The organism is Bacillus sp. MT(2024), from assembly GCF_036362845.1.
Classification (GTDB): Bacteria; Bacillota; Bacilli; order Bacillales; family Bacillaceae; genus Bacillus; species Bacillus velezensis.
Genome location: NZ_CP143632.1, coordinates 2359054 through 2378053 on the forward strand (window position 1 = coordinate 2359054; position 19000 = coordinate 2378053).

6 protein-coding genes are annotated in these 19000 nt (G+C 48.9%); all 6 read right to left on the reverse strand.

The window, feature by feature from the left end; all coding sequences use genetic code 11:
- Positions 1-13: 13 nt before the first annotated feature.
- Genes VP472_RS11415 through fabD form a run of 6 tightly spaced genes read right to left on the reverse strand, consistent with a single transcriptional unit; the run spans position 14 to position 18320 of the window.
- Positions 14-12592: a type I polyketide synthase gene (locus tag VP472_RS11415; RefSeq protein WP_153986674.1), complete on the reverse strand. Its 12579-nt coding sequence runs from the start codon at positions 12590-12592 to the stop codon at positions 14-16.
- Between the two features lie 39 nt (positions 12593-12631).
- Positions 12632-13369, reverse strand: a complete 738-nt coding sequence (locus VP472_RS11420) for an SDR family oxidoreductase (RefSeq protein WP_003153268.1) — start codon at positions 13367-13369, stop codon at positions 12632-12634.
- Between the two features lie 14 nt (positions 13370-13383).
- Positions 13384-14748, reverse strand: coding sequence for a long-chain fatty acid--CoA ligase (locus VP472_RS11425; protein ID WP_077722568.1), 1365 nt, complete (start codon positions 14746-14748; stop codon positions 13384-13386).
- On the reverse strand, positions 14745-15017 hold the full coding sequence (locus VP472_RS11430; RefSeq protein WP_003153264.1) for an acyl carrier protein: 273 nt from the start codon (positions 15015-15017) through the stop codon (positions 14745-14747). Before VP472_RS11430 ends, VP472_RS11425 begins: the two co-directional genes overlap by 4 nt.
- Before the next feature lie 24 nt (positions 15018-15041).
- Positions 15042-16022, reverse strand: a complete 981-nt coding sequence (locus VP472_RS11435; protein WP_014418317.1) for an LnmK family bifunctional acyltransferase/decarboxylase — start codon at positions 16020-16022, stop codon at positions 15042-15044.
- A gap of 39 nt (positions 16023-16061) precedes the next feature.
- Positions 16062-18320 (reverse strand): ACP S-malonyltransferase, encoded by a 2259-nt coding sequence (gene fabD / locus VP472_RS11440; protein ID WP_146277143.1) that lies wholly within the window; start codon positions 18318-18320, stop codon positions 16062-16064.
- Positions 18321-19000 lie beyond the last annotated feature (680 nt).

A 19000-nucleotide genomic window follows, 5' to 3' on the forward strand; every position in this document is an offset into this window, starting at 1 on the left:
TTCCTCCATTACGCTAATCCCTGTAAAAACAGATCGTTCTTTTTACAGCGGCTTCTATGCTTATTTCGTTTTTCTCCAATTCATCAAGCAGGCGCTCATAAGTCTCAAGCGGGGACGTATCAGTCTCGTAAGTCTCCCGGTGCCTTATATGCTGCGCACTGTGCGGTATCCAGCAATGTGTTTTCGCAAAAGGATAGACGGGCAGGCTGACTTTTTTCGGTCTTTCGTCCGAATACAATTTATTCCAATCGACATGCAAGCCTTGCACCCATAATTTTGCAAGCATTGCATACTTTCCTGCTTCAATCCATTGATCTACGGCCCCGCTCATTTCTGCGTTGTCCGTCATCTCTGTAAACAGCTGTTTCATCGCTTTGTTCCGGCCTGTAAAGAAATTCTGCCCCGTCTCCTTGCCGCTGAGGAAATCATTCAGCGCGTTCGTAAGCTCTTCTTTTGTTTCAGCAATGACGGCAAGGCGCTCTTCCATTTCATCCCGGCCAAGCTGAAGCGTATAAGCGATATCCGCAAGAGCTCCGTCAGCTGAATGTGACTTTTCCAAATATCTGCGCAGCTGTTCCGCACGTTCCTTCAGCTGTTCCGCCGTCTTTGCCGAGAGAATGAATAAGGACGGCTGAAGTTCACCGGCCGTCCATTGTTTCTCTTCAACAGGAGAAACATATTCTTCGAGCACGACATGAGCATTGACACCGCCAAATCCGAACGAGCTGACACCCGCTCTCCGCGGCAGTTCATTTCCGCTATCATCAGTCGCCGCTTTCCACGGCTGAGTGTCGCGGACGAAATAAAACGGGCTGCCGTCGAGGCTGATATACGGATTAACGGTTTCACAATGCAGACTTTTAACGAGCGTTTTGTGCTGCATCTGCAAAATAATTTTTAAAAGCCCGGCCATGCCGGCGGCAAGCTCTGTGTGGCCGATATTCGTTTTGACGGAACCGAGGCCGCAATGAGGCTGATCGGGTGCCGTTACTCCGGCTTTCTGATAAAGCGCTGCAAAAGCCGCTTTGAGTCCGTTGATTTCTATCGGATCTCCGAGCGCCGTTCCCGTGCCGTGGGCTTCAATATAACTCACTGTACGGGGGTCGATGTTCGCTTGCTGATACGCTTTTATCATGACTTCTGTCTGCGCTTTCGGATTCGGCGATGTAAGGGAAGCCGCCCTTCCGCCATGATTTTCCGCCGTTCCGCGGATAACGGCATAAATACGGTCGCCGTCACGTTCCGCATCGGATAATGTTTTCAAAACAATCATGCCGGCACCTTCAGCTCTGACATAGCCGTCCGCTTGATCGGAAAATGTTTTGCAGCGCCCATCTTCACTGAGCATTCCTGCTTTATTAAAGCTGATATGCATATCCGGCGACACAATAGCATTGACGCCTCCTGCAATCGCGATGCCGCAGTCTCCGGCCTGAATTGCCCTGACCGCACGGTGGACAGCGACCAATGAGCTTGAACAGGCGGTTTCAATCGGTTCGCTCGGCCCATGTATATTCAGAAAATAGCTCATGCGGTTCGGACCGATTGACGGAACCGTCCCGGCGGCGGAAGAACCCTCAATCTCTATATGGAACTTTGAAGCTTCCTGGGCGTAACCGCTGTTTGCCGTGCCTGCAAAAATGCCTGTATTTGTACCTGACAGGCTTTTGGCAGAGCAGCCGGCATCTTCAATCGCTTTCCATACATGCATCATTAAAAGTCTTTGCTGAGGATCCATCATTTCGGCTTCATGCGGAGAAATACCGAAAAATAATGGATCAAATTGAGCGGTTTCATCAATGAAGCCGCCCCACTTTACATTGCTCGCATTTTTATCTTTCTGCGGGTCTCCGTAATACTGTCTCCAGTCCCAGCGCCCCGGCGGTATTTCAGAAATGCAGTCCTTTTCTCCGGCTAAATTCTCCCAAAACATTTCCGGATTTTCAGCCATTGGAAATGCACAGCTGATTCCGATTATCGCCACGGGCTCTTCAGGTGCAGCTGCGGTTTTTGTTTTAGGAAGGCGGGACGGAATCGAGAATGGCTCCGTCTTCATTTTTTTATGCTCAACCGGTTTCTCCGTTTCTGTTTCTTCCTGTGAGCCGAATGTATCCGGATGTTCCGTCAGCAAGTATTGGGCAAAACTAAAGACTGTTGGGTATTCAAAAAACACGGCCGGCGTCAGTTCAAGCCCATACATTTTATTTAGTTCATTTGCAAACTGCGTGAATGAAACCGAATCAAAGCCATAATCTCTCATCTCTGATTCAGCATCTATTTCTTCTTCTTTCACCTTCAGAATGCCTGATATCATATGTTTGAGTTCCGCTTGTACTTTATTTGGCAGATGGACGTGCGTCTTCCTTGACACATGAATGCTATGGGACGGTTCTGACGCTTCAGGCATCAGGTTTTTTCGAATCCGTTTCTCGTCGCCTTCTGCCACCATGACCTGGTGTTCTCCGGAGGCAAAAGCGGCGTACAGCGCCTGGATGCCTGAAGCCGATCGCATGGCTTTCATTCCGGTCTGTTCGTACATCAGCCGTTCGGTCTCTTTGTCCACGCGCATACCGCCTTCTTCCCAAAGCGGCCAGTTGACGGACAGGGTCTGCCCGCTCCGCTTGTTGTCCCGCACGAGACGGTTTCGGCGGGCTGCATATACGTCCATAAATGCGTTGGCTGCCGCATAACCGGCCTGCCCCGGATTTCCCATGCCTCCCGCCAAGGAAGAAAACAGAATGAAAAAGTCCAGCCGCATATCTTTCGCTGCTTCATCAAGATTGATAAGCCCTTTCACTTTCGGCGCCATGACGGTCTTCCGTTCGTTTTCTGTCTGGTTCAGAATGTAATTGTCGGCGATCACGCCTGCGCCGTGAATGATCCCGTCGAGTGTTCCGTGCTCCTCCTGTATGCCGCGGACGAGGGCGATGACCGCCGCCCTGTCTGTCACATCAACCGGTTTATACAGTACGCGGGCACCCGACGCTTCCAAGCGCCGTAAGCGGGCGGAGCGCTCTTCATCAAGCGCTTCCGCCCTCCCCGTTAATACGAGGATGGCATTTTTGACGCGGGAGGCTATTTCTTCAGCGAAAATCAGGCCGATGCCGCCCGCTCCCCCGGTGAGGAGGTAGACCCCTTCGTCTTTCCACGGAATGGTGCCGCTTTGAGTCGCAGGCAGGTGACGCCAGTTTCTGACGAAACGTTTGCCGGCTTCATAACGGATTTCCGCTTGTTCAGGGTGCGCCCGGTTTTCTTTCAGCTTGGCAAGAAGCGATGTTGCTGACTCGTCCGGATCGGCTTGAATGACTTGGCCGTACAGCTTCGGATGTTCAAGGTGAGCCGTTTTCAGAAAAGCGGCCAGCCCCGCCAATACATTGTCTTCCCCCCTGTCGGGGACAAGAAGCTGGATCAGCGTTTTTTCCTTCTGTTTTTCTTTGATAAGACGCTTGACGATCGCTGACAGCTCCGCCGCGCAGGCGTCATAACGGTCTTCAATCAGACCTTCCCCGTCAGCCGCACATACGGCGCCGCTTATGTCCTCAGCGTTCATTCCGCCATACAGCGTCACGTATCTGAAAGACTCTTCTTGTCCGCCGCCTTCACCCGGTGGTGATTCCTGCCACTTTGGCTGAAGCAAGAGCGGTTTTGCCTCCGTTTCCTCTTCCAGAAAACGGGCCGTGAGCCCCGTCAATCGGACACATACCTCGCCGTTTTCATCACACAGCTCAATATGATAGGCGCCGTCCGCTGAGGAAAGCACCGCCCACATCGTCTCCCGGCACGCAGAAAACACCTGCATATCCCGGAGGGCAAACGGCAGAAACGGCCGTCCGGACGCGGAACCGTCTGAGAGCACGAGACCGATAGAAGCCTGAAGGGCGGCGTCCAGCATGCTCGGATGCAGGATGAACGGCTCCTTTTCTTCGCGGGCGGACGGCGGAAGAGTGAGCTTCGCGAGCACTTCTCCGCTTCCTGCATAGACGGCGTCAATCGCCTGATGAGACGGTCCGTAGGTGATGCCGAGACTGTCGAATGCTTCATAGCACTCAGCCTTTGACATGCGCCGGCCGCCGCAGCGCGCCTGAACCGCCTCCACATCGAGTACCGGAGCACGCTCCGTCTCTTCGAGCACGGCCTTTCCCTGGAAAAAGACAAGCGGCTCTTCCCCTTCGGCATACGCTTCAAAAGCGATGTCTCCGTTTTCTTCCGGCTGAAGCTTTACATGAAGCGTCACGCCTTCAGAAAGCGCCGTCACCGGGCGAAGCCAAACGATCTGTTTGAGCCGGACACCCGCTTTCCCGCCCGGCAAGTCCTCAGCGGCAAGCGTAACGGCGGCCCGGGCCATTTCTAAAGCAGCCGCGCCCGGAAGCACCGGTTTTCCATTGACGATGTGATCGGCAAAAAACGGTTCACGCCCTGAAAAAACAGAAGTAAAGCGCTGGGCGGTAAAGATCGATGTATTCGCGTGGAGCAGCGGGTGAAGTCTGGCTGCTTTCTCACTTTGCGCTGAGCCTGTTTTGTCAAGTGACACATCAGCTTTTGTGACCCAATATCGGTCTTTGGCAAAAGGATAAGCCGGGAGACTGATGCGGCCCGGGTTGCGCTGATAAAGAGCTGACCAATCGACGTCAAGTCCTTTAACCCAAAGGTCAAGCAGCTTTCCGTATTTCCCTTTTTTCAGCCAGGCATTTATGGTAAGCGCCATATCTTCATCAGAAGTGAGCGAAGCCGCCAATGAATGATGTTTGGCTGTCCTGCCCCGCCAGATATGAGCATGTTCGATATGATCGTTTGAGAAACTCATAAGCTTCATTTTCAGTTCTTCTATCGACTCGGCCGTAAATGCAAGCCGCTCAGCCATCGGTTCTCTTCCCGCCTGAAGCGTGTAAGCGATTTTGGCCAAATCCCCGTCAGAACGTTTTTTTCTTATGACATCATCCAGAAGCTGGCGGGCGCGCTCTTTCAATTGCTGCTCATTTCGCGCTGATAAAATAATAACAGCCGGTTTTTGCGGAGAAACAGACGCGTTTTCCCTTGGTTTCAGGCTGTCAGACGGCACATATTCCTGAATGATGACATGCGCGTTTGAACCTCCTGCTCCAAACGAGGAAATACCGGCAATTCTCGGATATTCCTTCATTTCACCCGTGATATTCAAGACAGGTCGTTTCCATTCCGTTTCTTTTTGCTGTACGAAAAACGGAGTGTGCTCAAACTCAATATTCGGATTCAATTCCGCCGCATGCAATGAAGGGGCAATCCTCTTATGTTTCAATTGGAGAAGCAGTTTGGTGATTCCCGCAATCCCGGCAGCGCTTTCTAAATGTCCGATATTTGATTTAATTGAACCGATGGAACAAAACTGCCGGTCTTCTGTTGTCAGGCGAAAAGCTTTCGTTAACCCGTCGATTTCAATCGGATCACCGAGCGCAGTGCCCGTTCCGTGGGCTTCCAAGTAACTGACCGTTCTCGGGTGAATGTCTGTCCGTTTCAATGTCTCTGCGATCAGATCAAACTGCGCTTTCGGATTCGGCACCATATAAGCGTTTGTCCTGCCTGCTGCGTTCAGCATGCTTCCTTTGATAACGCCGTAAATATGATCGCCGTCTTTCTCCGCTTGAGCAAGCGGCTTTAACACAATCGCCCCTACTCCTTCACCGTCAACAAAACCGTCCGCCCTGTCTCCGAAAGATTTGCATTTATCACCGGGAGACAGCATTGAAAAAGCGGACAGCCGCTCATAGTGAGCCGGATCAACGATAAGATTGACTCCGCCGGCAATCGCTGTTTCACTCATTCCGCTCCGCAGGCTTTCTGCAGCGAGATGGACAGCTGTTAAAGAAGAAGAGCAGGCTGTATCCACAGCCATACTCGGCCCTTGAAAATTGAACAAAAACGATACTCTGTTTGCGATAGACCAGTCGCTGGGAACTGTCGGGTAATTGCTGTTCATCACACCGACAAAGACTCCGATTTTCCGGCTGTCACATAGCGTGGCCGGGGTGTACCCCGCATCTTCAATGCTTGAATAAGCAGTCTGCAGAAACAACCTTTCCTGTGGGTCCATCCTTTCAGCTTCCGCGGGAGATATACGGAAAAACAGCGGATCAAATTTATCAATGTCATCGAGGAAACCGCCCCATTTTGAATAAATGGACCCCCATTTTCCGCGTTCCTCGTTATAAAACGTTTTCCAGTCCCAGCGATCTTTCGGCACTTCTGTAATAGAATGCCTGCCGGCTTTTACATTTTCCCACAGCTCATCAACGTGATCGGCGCCCGGATACCGGCCTGACAGACCGATGACAGCGATATCCTGGGTATAGGGATCTCCGTTTGTCCTGCTTTCTTCCTTGTTTTGAGGAATTACATTCAGGTTATCTGTGTGATCAGACAGCTGCTCCTCACGCACACCCATCGCTTTCATAAATGCTCCCCGCTGAGAAAGAAGCAGGTAATCCGCGATTTCTTCTATCGTCTGATATTCAAAAAAGAGGGTGCTGGTCATTTGGTCAAACACGTTACGAAAAGCATTTGTGAGCCTGACGACCAGAATAGAATCCAAACCGTATGCGGTTAAGGAAACCGACGGATCCATTCTCCCGCTCGGAATTTTCAGCGTTTTTCCTATTAATTCCGTCAGATATGTGATGCCCCGTTCTCTTACGTTTGGAATCGGCGCGGCGCTTTCTGCGGGAGCCTGCATCCGTCCGGCGTTTTCGGAATGAGCCCGTCCATTCCCGAATTGCCGCTCGAGCGCTTCTTTACGGGAAGACAGAAAGTAATCAGCAAGCTCATCAATGGTTTGATATTCAAAAAACAAAGTGCTGCTGACAGAACCGAAGACGTCTTTTAACGCGTTGGTCAGTCTGACGACCAGTATGGAATCCAATCCGTATGCGGTTAAAGGTTCATGGGATAAAAGACGATGCGCCGGCACTTTAAGCGCTTCACCGATTACCTTCTTCATCAGTTCAACGCTTTTTTCTCTCAAGCTGAAATGCAATGTATCATCCGAAATACCATCTGCGTCATACGGACGGCGCTCCGGTTTTTCTTCTGACGCCTGCGGGAGGGCAAGCCTGACCGTTCCGTCACTTTCAGCCGCTATAATCTGCTGGCCTAAGTCGTGTGCGGCTTCAGCCGGAAACAGAGGATGGACGAACCCTTCAAGTGAAAGCGCTTCCGCCCAGCCGGCCGGCTCAACCCCCGGACAGCCCGGAATCCGTAAATCATGATCCTCATACAGCCACCAGCCTTCAAGAAGGCCGAACGTCACATGGTTGAATATGGTGCGGCTGTTGATCTCATTTATAAACAGCTGGCCGTTTTTTTGCAGCATTGCTTTCGCATGGCGCAGCGTAGAGCGGATATTTTTTGTCGCATGAAGCACATTGGTCGCGATCACTGCGTCATACGTGCCGATGTCCGGCACTTCTGTTGATACCGGCTGCTCAGCGTTGAATATTTTATAAGTGACATAAGGATATTCCGGACCGAATATGTCTTCTGCATGTAAAAGAAATGCTTTAGAAATATCCGTGAAACAATATTCGGCAATATGCGCTTCATACGGTTTCAATTTTCTCATGACCGCGGCGCTCGTCCCGCCCGTTCCGGCTCCGATTTCTAAAATGCGGATTTTCGCCTGCGGGTCTTTTTCCAGACGTTCCCGCAGAACTGCAATCAATGTGTCAGCAAGCTTGTCATTGAAAAAATCAGAAATGATATTATTGCGGTAAATACCTTCCACAAGACGGAAAGAGGAGTCTGGGAACATCACTTCCGTTGCCGGAAGCTTACCGGTTAAAATGTCTGGAAGCACACGCAATGTCTCTTCTGCCAATCTGACATGCGCCCTCATGTCTTTCTGGCGCAGCCAAGTCTCTTTTTTCCGCTCCCATTCCTCCCACGCCTCCCCTAAATCCGTTTTTTCCGGAGCAAGCGCTAATTCAGTCAGGAAGACAAAGCTCTCTTTCAGCCATCTGCTGTATTGTTCCGTTATGCCGGCAGCCGATTGAAATAACGGCAAAGTCTCATCAAGCCTTGCGCCCATCTCATAAAGGGTTGATACAAGTATTTTTTCAATGAGGGACTCCATCTCTCTCATGCAGCTCATGACATTTGATGCTTTTACCCGCTCAGCTTCGTCATTCTGCGTGATGTTAACCGCTAATTGTCCGAGTGCGGAAGGAATCTTTTCCGGATAAACCGTTACTTGTTCTTTCAGATCATCTTTCATAAAAACCGGATCTGTCGTTTTGATCAGCGCCAGCTGGTCATAAGGTCCGGAAAGCAGGGCTTCCAGCGTTTTCATCGCTTCGGGCGCCTCAATAGAAGCGATTCCGTCCCGCTCCATCCGTTTCCGGTATTGCTCTGAAGCGACAACGCCGACACTTCCCCAAAAGCCCCAATTGACAACTTTTACGGCATACGGCGCTTTTTGTGAGATCCGCTTAGCAAAAGCGTCTTTAAACGTGCACCCGGCGGCATAATTGCTCTGTCCCGGCGCTTTTTGAAACGACATCATCGAAGAGAAAAACAGCAAGAAATCCAGCGATTCCCCTTCAGCTACCCTGGCAATCTGCAAGCTGACATCAGTTTTTGCAGAAAGTGAAGCGCGGAACTGGTCCTCTTCCATATTGGCAAAACTCCGGTCTGATAACACGATGGCGGAATGAATGATTCCGCACACCTTTCCATATTCCTTCACAATGGTGTCATACGCCCGCTTGAGAGAATCATAATCCGCAGCATCCGCACTGAAATATTGCGGTGCGGGGCCTAAAGCCGCAAGTCTTTTCAGCTTTCTTTCAATCTGTGTATCTTTTTTCCGTCTCCCGATCCAGACAATTTTCGCCTGATAGGTCTGAATCATATATTCAGTCCATACTTCTCCTATTCCGCCTGCTCCGCCGATAATCACATAAACCCCGCCGTGCCGGTATAATGAAGGCTCACCTGCATGAGGCCGGCAGACGGCCAATTGCTGGCGGTGCCACTGACCTGCACGAAAGACCCACGGATTTCCCTCGGGGTCCGCCGGTAAAGAAAAAACATCGGGAAGATGCCGGTCTCCCCTTTGAGATTCCAAATCAAGAAGCCGGATGCTCCAATTGCTGTATTCTTTTGCGAGCGACCCCGCTAATCCGTGTATGCTTGCATGACTCGGATTGACCTCATCATGTTCATGAATCGGCTGTGCTTGAAACGTGCAGATTGTCAATGATAGTTGTTCCGTGTCAAAATTCAGAAGCAGAAGCGCTTTTACCAGCCGGAAAAGCTGCATGACCCCGTGCTCCTGTCCGTCGGCCGTATCCGCATCATAAACGGATGGAATGGGATGATCCGGCGCCGCCCATATCATGTGTTGAAAAGAGCCTTGCGCTTTCAGTGTTTCAGCCATTTGTTCCGCGCTGTCCAAAGAAGTGATGTCCGGAAAACGGACATCGGAATACATCTCTTTCAAAGCCTGCTGAAAATCCGGCCCGCCCCCGATGACGATTATTTTTTCTTCACGCATGAAAGACATGCCGGTTTCCGGAATGGTGACGGTGTTCCAAACCGGTGTCATAAGCAATTCCTTTTCACGGCTTTTCTTCGGCGTGACGCCGGCTTTTTGGTTAAACCCGGCGCTTTCCTGCACCTCTTTTATGATAAAATCTTTCACTGCCGCCAGCAGCACGCCGCGCTCATCACAAATATGCAAATCAAATTGGTGAACGGAGGCGGCTTTTACCTCCGCATGCACAAATACGGTTTTCGCTAACGGTTTAAGCAGCTGTATTTCTCCGAAGGAAAACGGTACGATAAGCGCAGGCTCTTTTTGAAATTGCAGCACATGCGCCATTGCAGTTTGAACAGCGCCATCCATTAAGGACGGGTGCAGGATGTACTGTTTAAAATCGGCTTCCAAGTGTGACGGGAGCGTTAATTTGGCCAGTGCTTTCCTTTCTGTATAAGAAAATTCGCGGATGACCTGAAAACTGTCCTTTTGCACGATTCCCGCCGCAGAGAACGAGTGATAGATGTCTTTCGGCTCCGTTCTCTGCGAAAATAACGCCGGGAGCTGAAAGACCTGGGCCTCAAAAGGCGCTCCTTTTTCTTTACAAATCACTTCTCCTTGCGAAAAGAGAGTGCCGGTCGCTCCTTTTTCCTTAATGACATAGCTTATACGCTCTTTTTCCGCTTCAAACTCTATCATGACGGATCTTGGGTCTGTCCCTGTCACAATCGGCTCCATGTACCACACATTTTGGAGAGAGACGGCCGGACGTTCTCCCCACAATGCCGCGCCGTATGCCGCCATTTCCAGATGACAGACTCCGGGGAGCACATATTTTTCGTTCACTAAATGATCTTTAAAGAAATATTCATCCTTGGAAAATATCTTTTGAAACGTCCCTTTCCGGGCGGATGAAACATTCTCATCAAGCAGCGGATGCAGCGCTTCACGCCTTTTGATAGATTGGGGCTTTTTCGTATACCGCTTTTTTTGATCGGTCAGCCAGGACGTTTCCTTTAAAAACGGATACGTAGGAAGCGGAACTTTCTGATACGGCGTCTCCGGCTTTTTGAAACCTTGAAGGCCTTTGACCCACAGCGCGGCAAATTTTTCAGGATCTGAAACGGATTGGCCTGAAACGTCCGGCCGCCCGGGTGACGCTTTTCCGAAGTAAATATGTCTGCCGTCACTGTGGCCGCTGACAAAGCCGTCCAATCGCTGTTTCAGCTCAGAAAGAGATGACGCAATGACAGCAAGCCGGTAGGAGAAAGGCTCTCTGCCTGACAATAGGGTGGCAGCGATATTTTCCAGGCTGTATCCGCCGGCAGAAGGCGAGTTTTCCAATCGGGCAAGAAAGGAGCTCAATTTCCCGGCATATTCTTTCAGCTGCTGTTCGGAATGTGCGCTTAGTACGACGGCATGCGGTTGTTGCTCAGTATTCCCGTCCGCTTGCCGTTTTGGCTGATAAGCACCTACGATCAGATGGGCATTAGAGCCTCCTGCGCCGAACGAACTGATTGCGGCGATTCTCGGTTTATCTCCTTCAGCCGGCCACGGACGGTTGTTTCGAACGACATAAAATGGCGAATCAGAAAAAGAAATCTTGCGGTTCAGTTCCTCGGCGTGCAGACTGGCGGGAAGCGTTTCATGTTTCATGCTTAAAAGCACCTTGATTAAACCGGCGATCCCTGCAGCCGCTTCCAAATGTCCGATATTGGATTTCACCGAGCCGATTCCGCAGTCATTTTTCTCATCGGCCTGTTTCTCAAATGCCATAGACAGACCGCGTATCTCAATCGGATCGCCGAGTGCCGTGCCGGTACCGTGAGCTTCAATGTAGCTGATATCCGCCGGACTTACCGCGGCTCTGTTTATAGCGGATAAAATCAGGTCCCGGTGCGCTTCCGGATTCGGCACCGTATACCCGGTCGTTTTGCCGCCGTGGTTAGTGGCGGACCCCTTAATGACACCGTAGATGTGGTCGTTGTCCGCAATCGCTTTTTTCAATGGTTTTAACAAAACGGCTCCCGCGCCTTCACCGGGCACGTAACCGTCTCCGCCTTCACCGAAACTGCGGCATTTTCCTTCAGAAGACAGAAAATGCGATTGGCTTAAAAACATGTATTTTTGCGGATGTAAGCTGAGGTTGACGCCTCCGGCCAGCGCCATTTCACAGTCGCCCGACATAATGGCCTGACAAGCCTGATGGACGGCGACAAGCGATGAAGAACACGCCGTATCAACAGCGATACTCGGTCCATGGAGATCAAGGAAATAAGAAACCCGGTTCGGAATGCCCCAATATAAGGAGCCGGGGCCTTTATACTGATCTTTGAGGAAACCTTCTTCGTGTGCAATTAATGAATATTCATTCCAGGTCACTCCGGCGAATACACCGATTTGATCCGTCGGCCTCGCCGCCGGGTTCCCGTAACCGGCATCCTCCATCGCTTCCCAGCAGCACGTGACATACAGTTTTTGCTGAGGGTCCATTAAATCAGCTTCCCACGGGGAAACAGAAAAAAACAGCGGGTCAAATCGATCCGGACGATCAATAAAACCTCCCCATTTACTGTATGACGCGTATTCTGCCGTTTTCTCTTCCGAGTAATAAGAGCTGTCCCATCTGTCCTCAGGGATTTCGGAGACACAATCTTTATTTTCCATTAAATTGTCCCAAAAATCATGCTGGTTTTCCGCTTTCGGAAACATCCCGCTCATTCCGATAACCGCAATATCAGAACTCCTGTCCGTTCCCGGTTCGGGCACCTTTTCAGCCGCCTGTACAGGAAGCACTTCTTCCTGCCGGCTTCCCGTATCAGGCTCCGTTTCTTTGAATTCAAGAACGCTTTCGGGATTTCGTTTCTGCGTACTTAAAAACTCACTCAATTTCTCAATGTTCGGATATTCAAACAGCAGCGTTTCAGAAAGGCCGGTAAATTCTTTATGCAATATGGTCATGATTTCTTCACTGATGAGAGACGTCACGCCAAGAGTAAAAAAAGCGGTTTTATCTTCTGCTTCGGTCACCTCGGCACCCAGCTTTTCCGCTATTACCGTTCTTAAAAATTCGTTAATACATTTCATGAGGATACCATCCCTTGTACAAAAGAATTTTTCTGTGCTTTAACAAGTTAATCCGCCGTCTATCGCCATTGTCTGTCCGGTCATAAAGGACGATTCAGGAGAAAGCAGGAAACGAACGAGTCCGGTCATATCGTCTGTTTCGCCTAAACGCCCCATCGGCGTCCTTCTGATAATCTGCGATTTTTGTTTTTCCGGCATATTTTTCGTCATATCGGTGTCCACAAAACCGGGGGCAAGTGAATTGACACGGATTCCTTTAGACCCGAGCTCCCTGGCCAGGCTTCGCGTCAAGCCGTCAAGAGCCGCTTTGGATGCGCTGTAGACTGAAGTGCCTTTAAATCCTCTTGAACCGATAATGGAGCTTATGTTAACGATTGATCCGGAATTTTGTTTCAGCATGACCCGGGAAACGTTTCGGGTCAGCTTGATGACTGAACCGATATTCAGATTGAGGATGCGATCAATGTCTTCATCATTGGTCAGGGGCAGCAGCTGATCAAGGTTCAAACCGGCGTTATTGACCAAGCCGTCTATTCTGGAAAACTTGCGGTATACTTGAAGAACAAACTGTTTCATGGCGGCATCATCCGCCGCATCCGCCGCTTCCCAATAAAAGCGGTCACGGTACTTTTCACTCTCTCTCAATGTGTTAATAAAATCAGATTCACTGCGGCTGAAAGCGGCTACTTTGTAATTCTCATCCAAAAGCGCCTGTACAATCGCTTTTCCGAGCCCCCGGCTACCTCCGCTGACGACCGCTACTTTTCCGTTATTCATATTTGCCTCCTGTTTTACACGTTTCTTATTTTTTTAAATCGGTCATTAGACAGTTTCCGATCTGTAACAGAGATGATCTGCGGTATCTGATATGGCTGCAGCTTCTGTCTGCAATGAGCTACGGCCCGCTTTCTGAAAGATTTGATATCTTCCTCTTTTTCAAGCACGGCCTCTGCCGCAACAATCTCGCCCGTAATCGGATTTTTTCGGCCCGTTATGAGAACATCCCGGACATTCGGTATCTCCAGAAAGACGCTTTCCACCTCTGCCGGAAACACTTTCTCTCCTCCCACATTAATGATTTCACTCTTTCTTCCGAGAATTCTTATATATTCGCCGTCTGTTTCCACCTGGTCACCGGTGTCGTACCAGCCGTCTTCATCGAAAGGTGACGGTGCGTTTAAATAGCCGAGCATCGCCGACTCAGAACGGACCCAAAGCGTGCCTCCGGTAATTTTGGTCTCTGTTCCGGCACCGCCTACTTTCATCCAAGTGGATTGGCTGTCTTTTGATTTCGTTGAGAATATACCCAATTCAGTTAATCCGTATGTTTGTTTCAGCCGTACATCCGGAAACAGCCGGTGAATGCCGCGCAGCGTTGATTGGGGCATCGGTTCTGTGCCGTAAGTGATCAGCTGGAGTGAAGACAGGTTATAGCCGGCATCCGCCTTGGACATCAGCAGCATGTTTAAAAAGGTCGGGGTGGCGGGGAGCACTTGGACAGCATGTTTGTCGACCGCCTGATAAACGGACTCCGGCGTTCTGCTGTCTGATGTGACGATCGTTCCCCCGTTAAACAGAATCGCAAACAGCGTATTAATGCCGCCTATATGATCCAATTTCAGAAAAATGAGCGTACGCAGCGGTTTTCTCTTCGCCGTTTTGTATTTTTCAAGCAGCCGGCCGGCGCTTAACACGGATGCTTTGCTTTTGCCGGAGGTTCCCGATGTGAAAATAATAATGCCTGACTCCCCTCTCTCTCGCAGGTCATCAAGCAGAGGGTGAGAGGCGCTTTCAGAACCTTCACGAAGCGTCCAGCTGTCATTTTCATTTATTTCAATGATTTGATTCACTTTCGCGTCTTCAAACATATCGAGATGCTTTTCCCTTGATTCATTGCTGAGAGGGACAACGATATTTCGGTTTAACAAAAGCGCCATCAGCAAAAAAATGGCGTTCGGGGAATAATCCCCGATAAGCGCCACACATTCTCCTTTACGTATTCCGTTTTGTTCAAGTTCTTTCTGAAAAAAGCTGATCCGTGTCAGCAAATCATCATACGTAAAAGTCTGCCCTTTAAAAATGAGAAACTCACTGTCCTGCGTTTCCCGAAGCTTATCAGTCACCCAGCTGATATCTCCCCTGCTTTCTGTTTTCATGATTGAGCACTGTCCATATATTTTTGATAAATATCACAAATGCTGCCGACGGTTGTAATGCTGGAAATCGTTTCTCCTTGGGAAAAAGGATCTACTCCGGTTTCCATCTCCATCTGTGCGACTAATTGAGCGATATCCAGTGATGAGAAGCCCAGATCCTCTATGACTCTCACATCATCTCCCGCTTCGACGGCCCGATACGACTGCTGTTCTTGAATATCCTGAATGATTTGAGCGATGATCTGCTTCATTTCCTTGGTTTGTTCCATTTGCTTTCAGCTCCATTCTTTATTTTATAAACTTCTGATGACCCGTTTATAATCCGGAATATGATCTTGTGAAGAGGTCGGCACCGCCAGCAGCTTATCCACCTTGGAAATGGCCAGCAATGTATGATTTCTTTTCATATAGACTTCAATCTGATAGCTGATTTTCGCCACTGAGATCATACCGAGGGACTCACCGTGAAAGTCGGGATCGCATTCTTCAATGTGTCCCGTCATATAAATATCAAGCTCTTCATCTGCAAAACAATTTCCGTAATAATACGTCTCTCTTTCAAGCAAAAATAAATGCCGCGCGATTGAAACCGGAAAACCCGGCTTCGACCGGCGCGTCATCCATTCAAATTCCGCCGCATCCATTATCTTGCTGAATTTCGCAAACACCATGGCATGCCCCGGCGCAGCATCCTGATCAACAGGAACCCGATATGAAACGGGGTCCGCTGTTTTGAGGTTGCCCGGCTTCATACCGAAAGCGTCCGTTCTGATTTTCTTTGACCGCATCAGCGCGTAAGGCGGCTTGGCTAGCTTAGAAAGTTCCGCAATGCATTCAGCCTTCGGCGCTGAGACTTTGCGGGTCGAACCTTCTGTTTGCGTGACGTCGACGACAATTAAACTATTGGCTTTCATAGAAGGAAACCGTCCGCGGTCCCACTCGCTTTTATCAGAGCTGACCGCTCCTTTCGGCCCGAACAAATAATCAGATTCTAATATGGTTTCTCCAAACCGGGAGATATCGACTCCGACGGAAACCTCGTCCCATAATCGGTACTGATCAAGAGGCTTATCTGAAGGAACTTTGAGATGTGTCATAAAATAAGCCGGATACAAAATCAGCCCTTGGTGATCGGCCATCTGATCAGGCCGGAATCCCGTTCCGTCCGTTAAATGGTGACTGTGTGCGTTGCCGAATAACAGCAGCAGCGCGTACTCATTCAAATTCCCTAACCCGACATGGCTCATCGTTAATTCATGATTTTCAATCAGCATGGTAGTCCTCCGCAGAAAAAATGTAATGTCTGGTCATACTCAGCCTGTAATCGATACCAGCCTTTGCGCAAGAAGGCCGGCTGTTTCTTCCATGAGCTGTTTGCCGATCAAGTCGACATGCCTGTTTCTCCAATTTTCAAGCGGGGTTCCTTTCACCCATTGATTAAACGCCCCGAGTGCAGGGCCGCAATGAATTTGGTAATCTATTTTACTTTCGCTTTTTCCTTCCAGAGCGAGTCTCGTCGTATGGGAAAAATACCATTTAAATACCATCGCCATTTTGTGTTTCGGATTCTGTTCGGCTTTGGCGATCTGTTCAGGAGATTTATCACGTTTCAACTGCTCATACACTTCCTCAAAACTGCGCTGGAAATACTTATCTTCAATTAATGTTTTCGTTTTTTCATCTATTTCATCTAAAGAATTGTATTGTCTGTACAAGTCAAAGAGTTTATTGGCTCTTGCCGGGAAAAACAGGCCTTTTTTCAGCACCTGCACCCTTGCCCCCGCTTCAAACATATCTCCCGCGGGAGCGTATGACGTATCCTGCACGTTCGCTTCCTGAAGCAGATCTTTCACTGAATCACTTGTCCCGGCTTCGACCGTGCATTGATTAATAGAACCGGTTCCGATAAATTCGGCGCCGAGCAGAAACGCGGCAGCAGCCGCTTCCGGAGTGCCGATGCCGCCCGCTGCGCCGATTCTTACTTTTTTCGCATACCCGTGCTTCTCCATCATGCGGTCTCTGAGTCTGATCATGGCAGGCATTAATGTATACGGAATCCCTTGGTCGGTATGCCCTCCTGAATCCGCTTCAACGCAAATGTCATCAGCCATCGGAATTTCTTTTGCAAGCGCCGCTTCCCCGGCTGTCAGCCGATTGTCAGACACAAGTCTTTCCAGCACATGAGCCGGAGCCGGATTCAGAAAGGCCTCAGCGACTTCAGGCCGGGATACTTTCGCGATGATTCTGTTTTGAACTGACACCGACCCGTCATGATTCCTGCTTAATCCCTTTGCCCTGTATATCACGAGAGCCGGGGTTATGCCCATAAATGCCGATGCTTCAATAAGATGAATGCCGTTTTTCAAATATAAATCTATCATTCTGACTTCCTTGTCAGGTGACATCATATGATGAAGAAGATTCAATCCGAATGTTTCCCCTTGCCGCAGTGCAGACCGGATGGTTCCGATGGCCTGCCCGATCCGTTCGATACTCAATCCGCCCGTTCCGAAAAAGCCCAGCATTCCCGCTTTTGCCGCTTTAATGACCATCTGTTCCGAAGCAATTCCCCTGTACATGGAGCCCGTCATGTAAGCATATTGGATGTTATAATCTTTTTTAAAATCTTCGTTCCCTAATCTCATTCCCGCCGTTTTTTGTGAATGAGCTGCCGATGCTTTAACATCAGCAGTATCAGACTCTTCTTTCGGCATAGGTAATGGGACGGCATCTTTTTTAATCTGCCGCGTCAGTTTTGTCAGCACTTCCCCGGGCCCGACTTCTGCAATTTCATTATTTTCAAGTCCTATCAGACGGCGTATCGTGTCCGTCCACTTTACCTGATTGGTCATTTGCAAAGTCAGATTTGTTTTGATTTCATCATTCTTATAAGGTGCGGCATGAAGATTTGAAATCACCGGAAAACGAAGAGGCATAAACGCCGTTTCTTCTAAATAATCCGCGAACTCTTTTTCAGCATCTTTCATATAGCGGGAATGGAAGGCGCCGCTCACATTTAAAGGAAGATACATTCTCACGCCGGCTTTTTCAAAGACGGGGCCCGCTTTTTCAATGTCTTGTTTCGTTCCGGCGATCACAATTTGCGAAGGTGAATTGTGGTTAGCGATATCAATGCCGGTCAGATGATAATCGGATAGAACCTCTTTTACTTGTTCAGCCGTAAACCCCAAAACCGCCGCCATGCCTCCGGGAGCTGCCTTGCTCATGAGCTCCCCTCTTTTTTTCACAAGCTGCAAACCGGTCTTAAAATCAAAGCAGCCGGCCGCAAATAACGCATTATATTCTCCTAAACTGTGCCCTGCGGCGTAATCGGGCTCTCTGCCGGACTCTTTAATCTTCTTTAAATAACTGAGTGCACTTACCGTATATAACGCCGGCTGGGTAAATTGCGTTTTCCCCAGCTGATGATTCGGATCCTCCAGACACAATTCTTCTATAGAGTAGCCTAATATGTCATCAGCCTGACGTGTCAGATCTTGAAATTCATCAAACAGCCCGGCTCCCATTCCTTTAAATTGAGAACCCTGCCCCGGGAACACAAACGTAAGCATCTTATCCTCATCCTTTCCGCATCGTCAATTTGAATATCACATGTGGTTCTCAATGCAAAAACGTCTCGCTCATTTCATATATTGACTGGTGTAAACACCGCCATAAAAATAAAAACACAAACGCGTTTGCGATTCAGCACAGGTTTAAAAATCGCAAACGCATTGTGTTTTCCTTTTCTAACATAATTTATATAAAGACATCTTGCTTGTTTACAGAATGTTTCGCATGACAAGCTGCAGTGCCAATATGCCCGAAAACAGCCATGACGGCACACTTCTCCCTTATCATGTATATGTAGATATATACACTGCAATCATTTTTATAATCCCTATTTCCTCTTCAACGTGCCGAAACAGCGATTGAAATTTAATAGGTGCTTTACTTTAATTTAATAAATTTAACAAATAGTTGCTATTTAAAGAGAATAATATCAATTTATAGATAATAATGTCAAGGCTTTATTTCGTTATTTTCTGACATTTATTCCACAGTTTTATGTTCGGTGGACAGTCGGCATAATTGTTTCGGGATAAATGTCAGATAATTCCCTGAACCCTTTTCATGTCAAAGAAAATTCATCACCTCTCTGTCAATTGGGTCTATACTTATTTTTCATTTTCATATATTATGTAAAAAAAAGACGAATTAGAAAATTTTTTAATCACTTTAAATACTATCC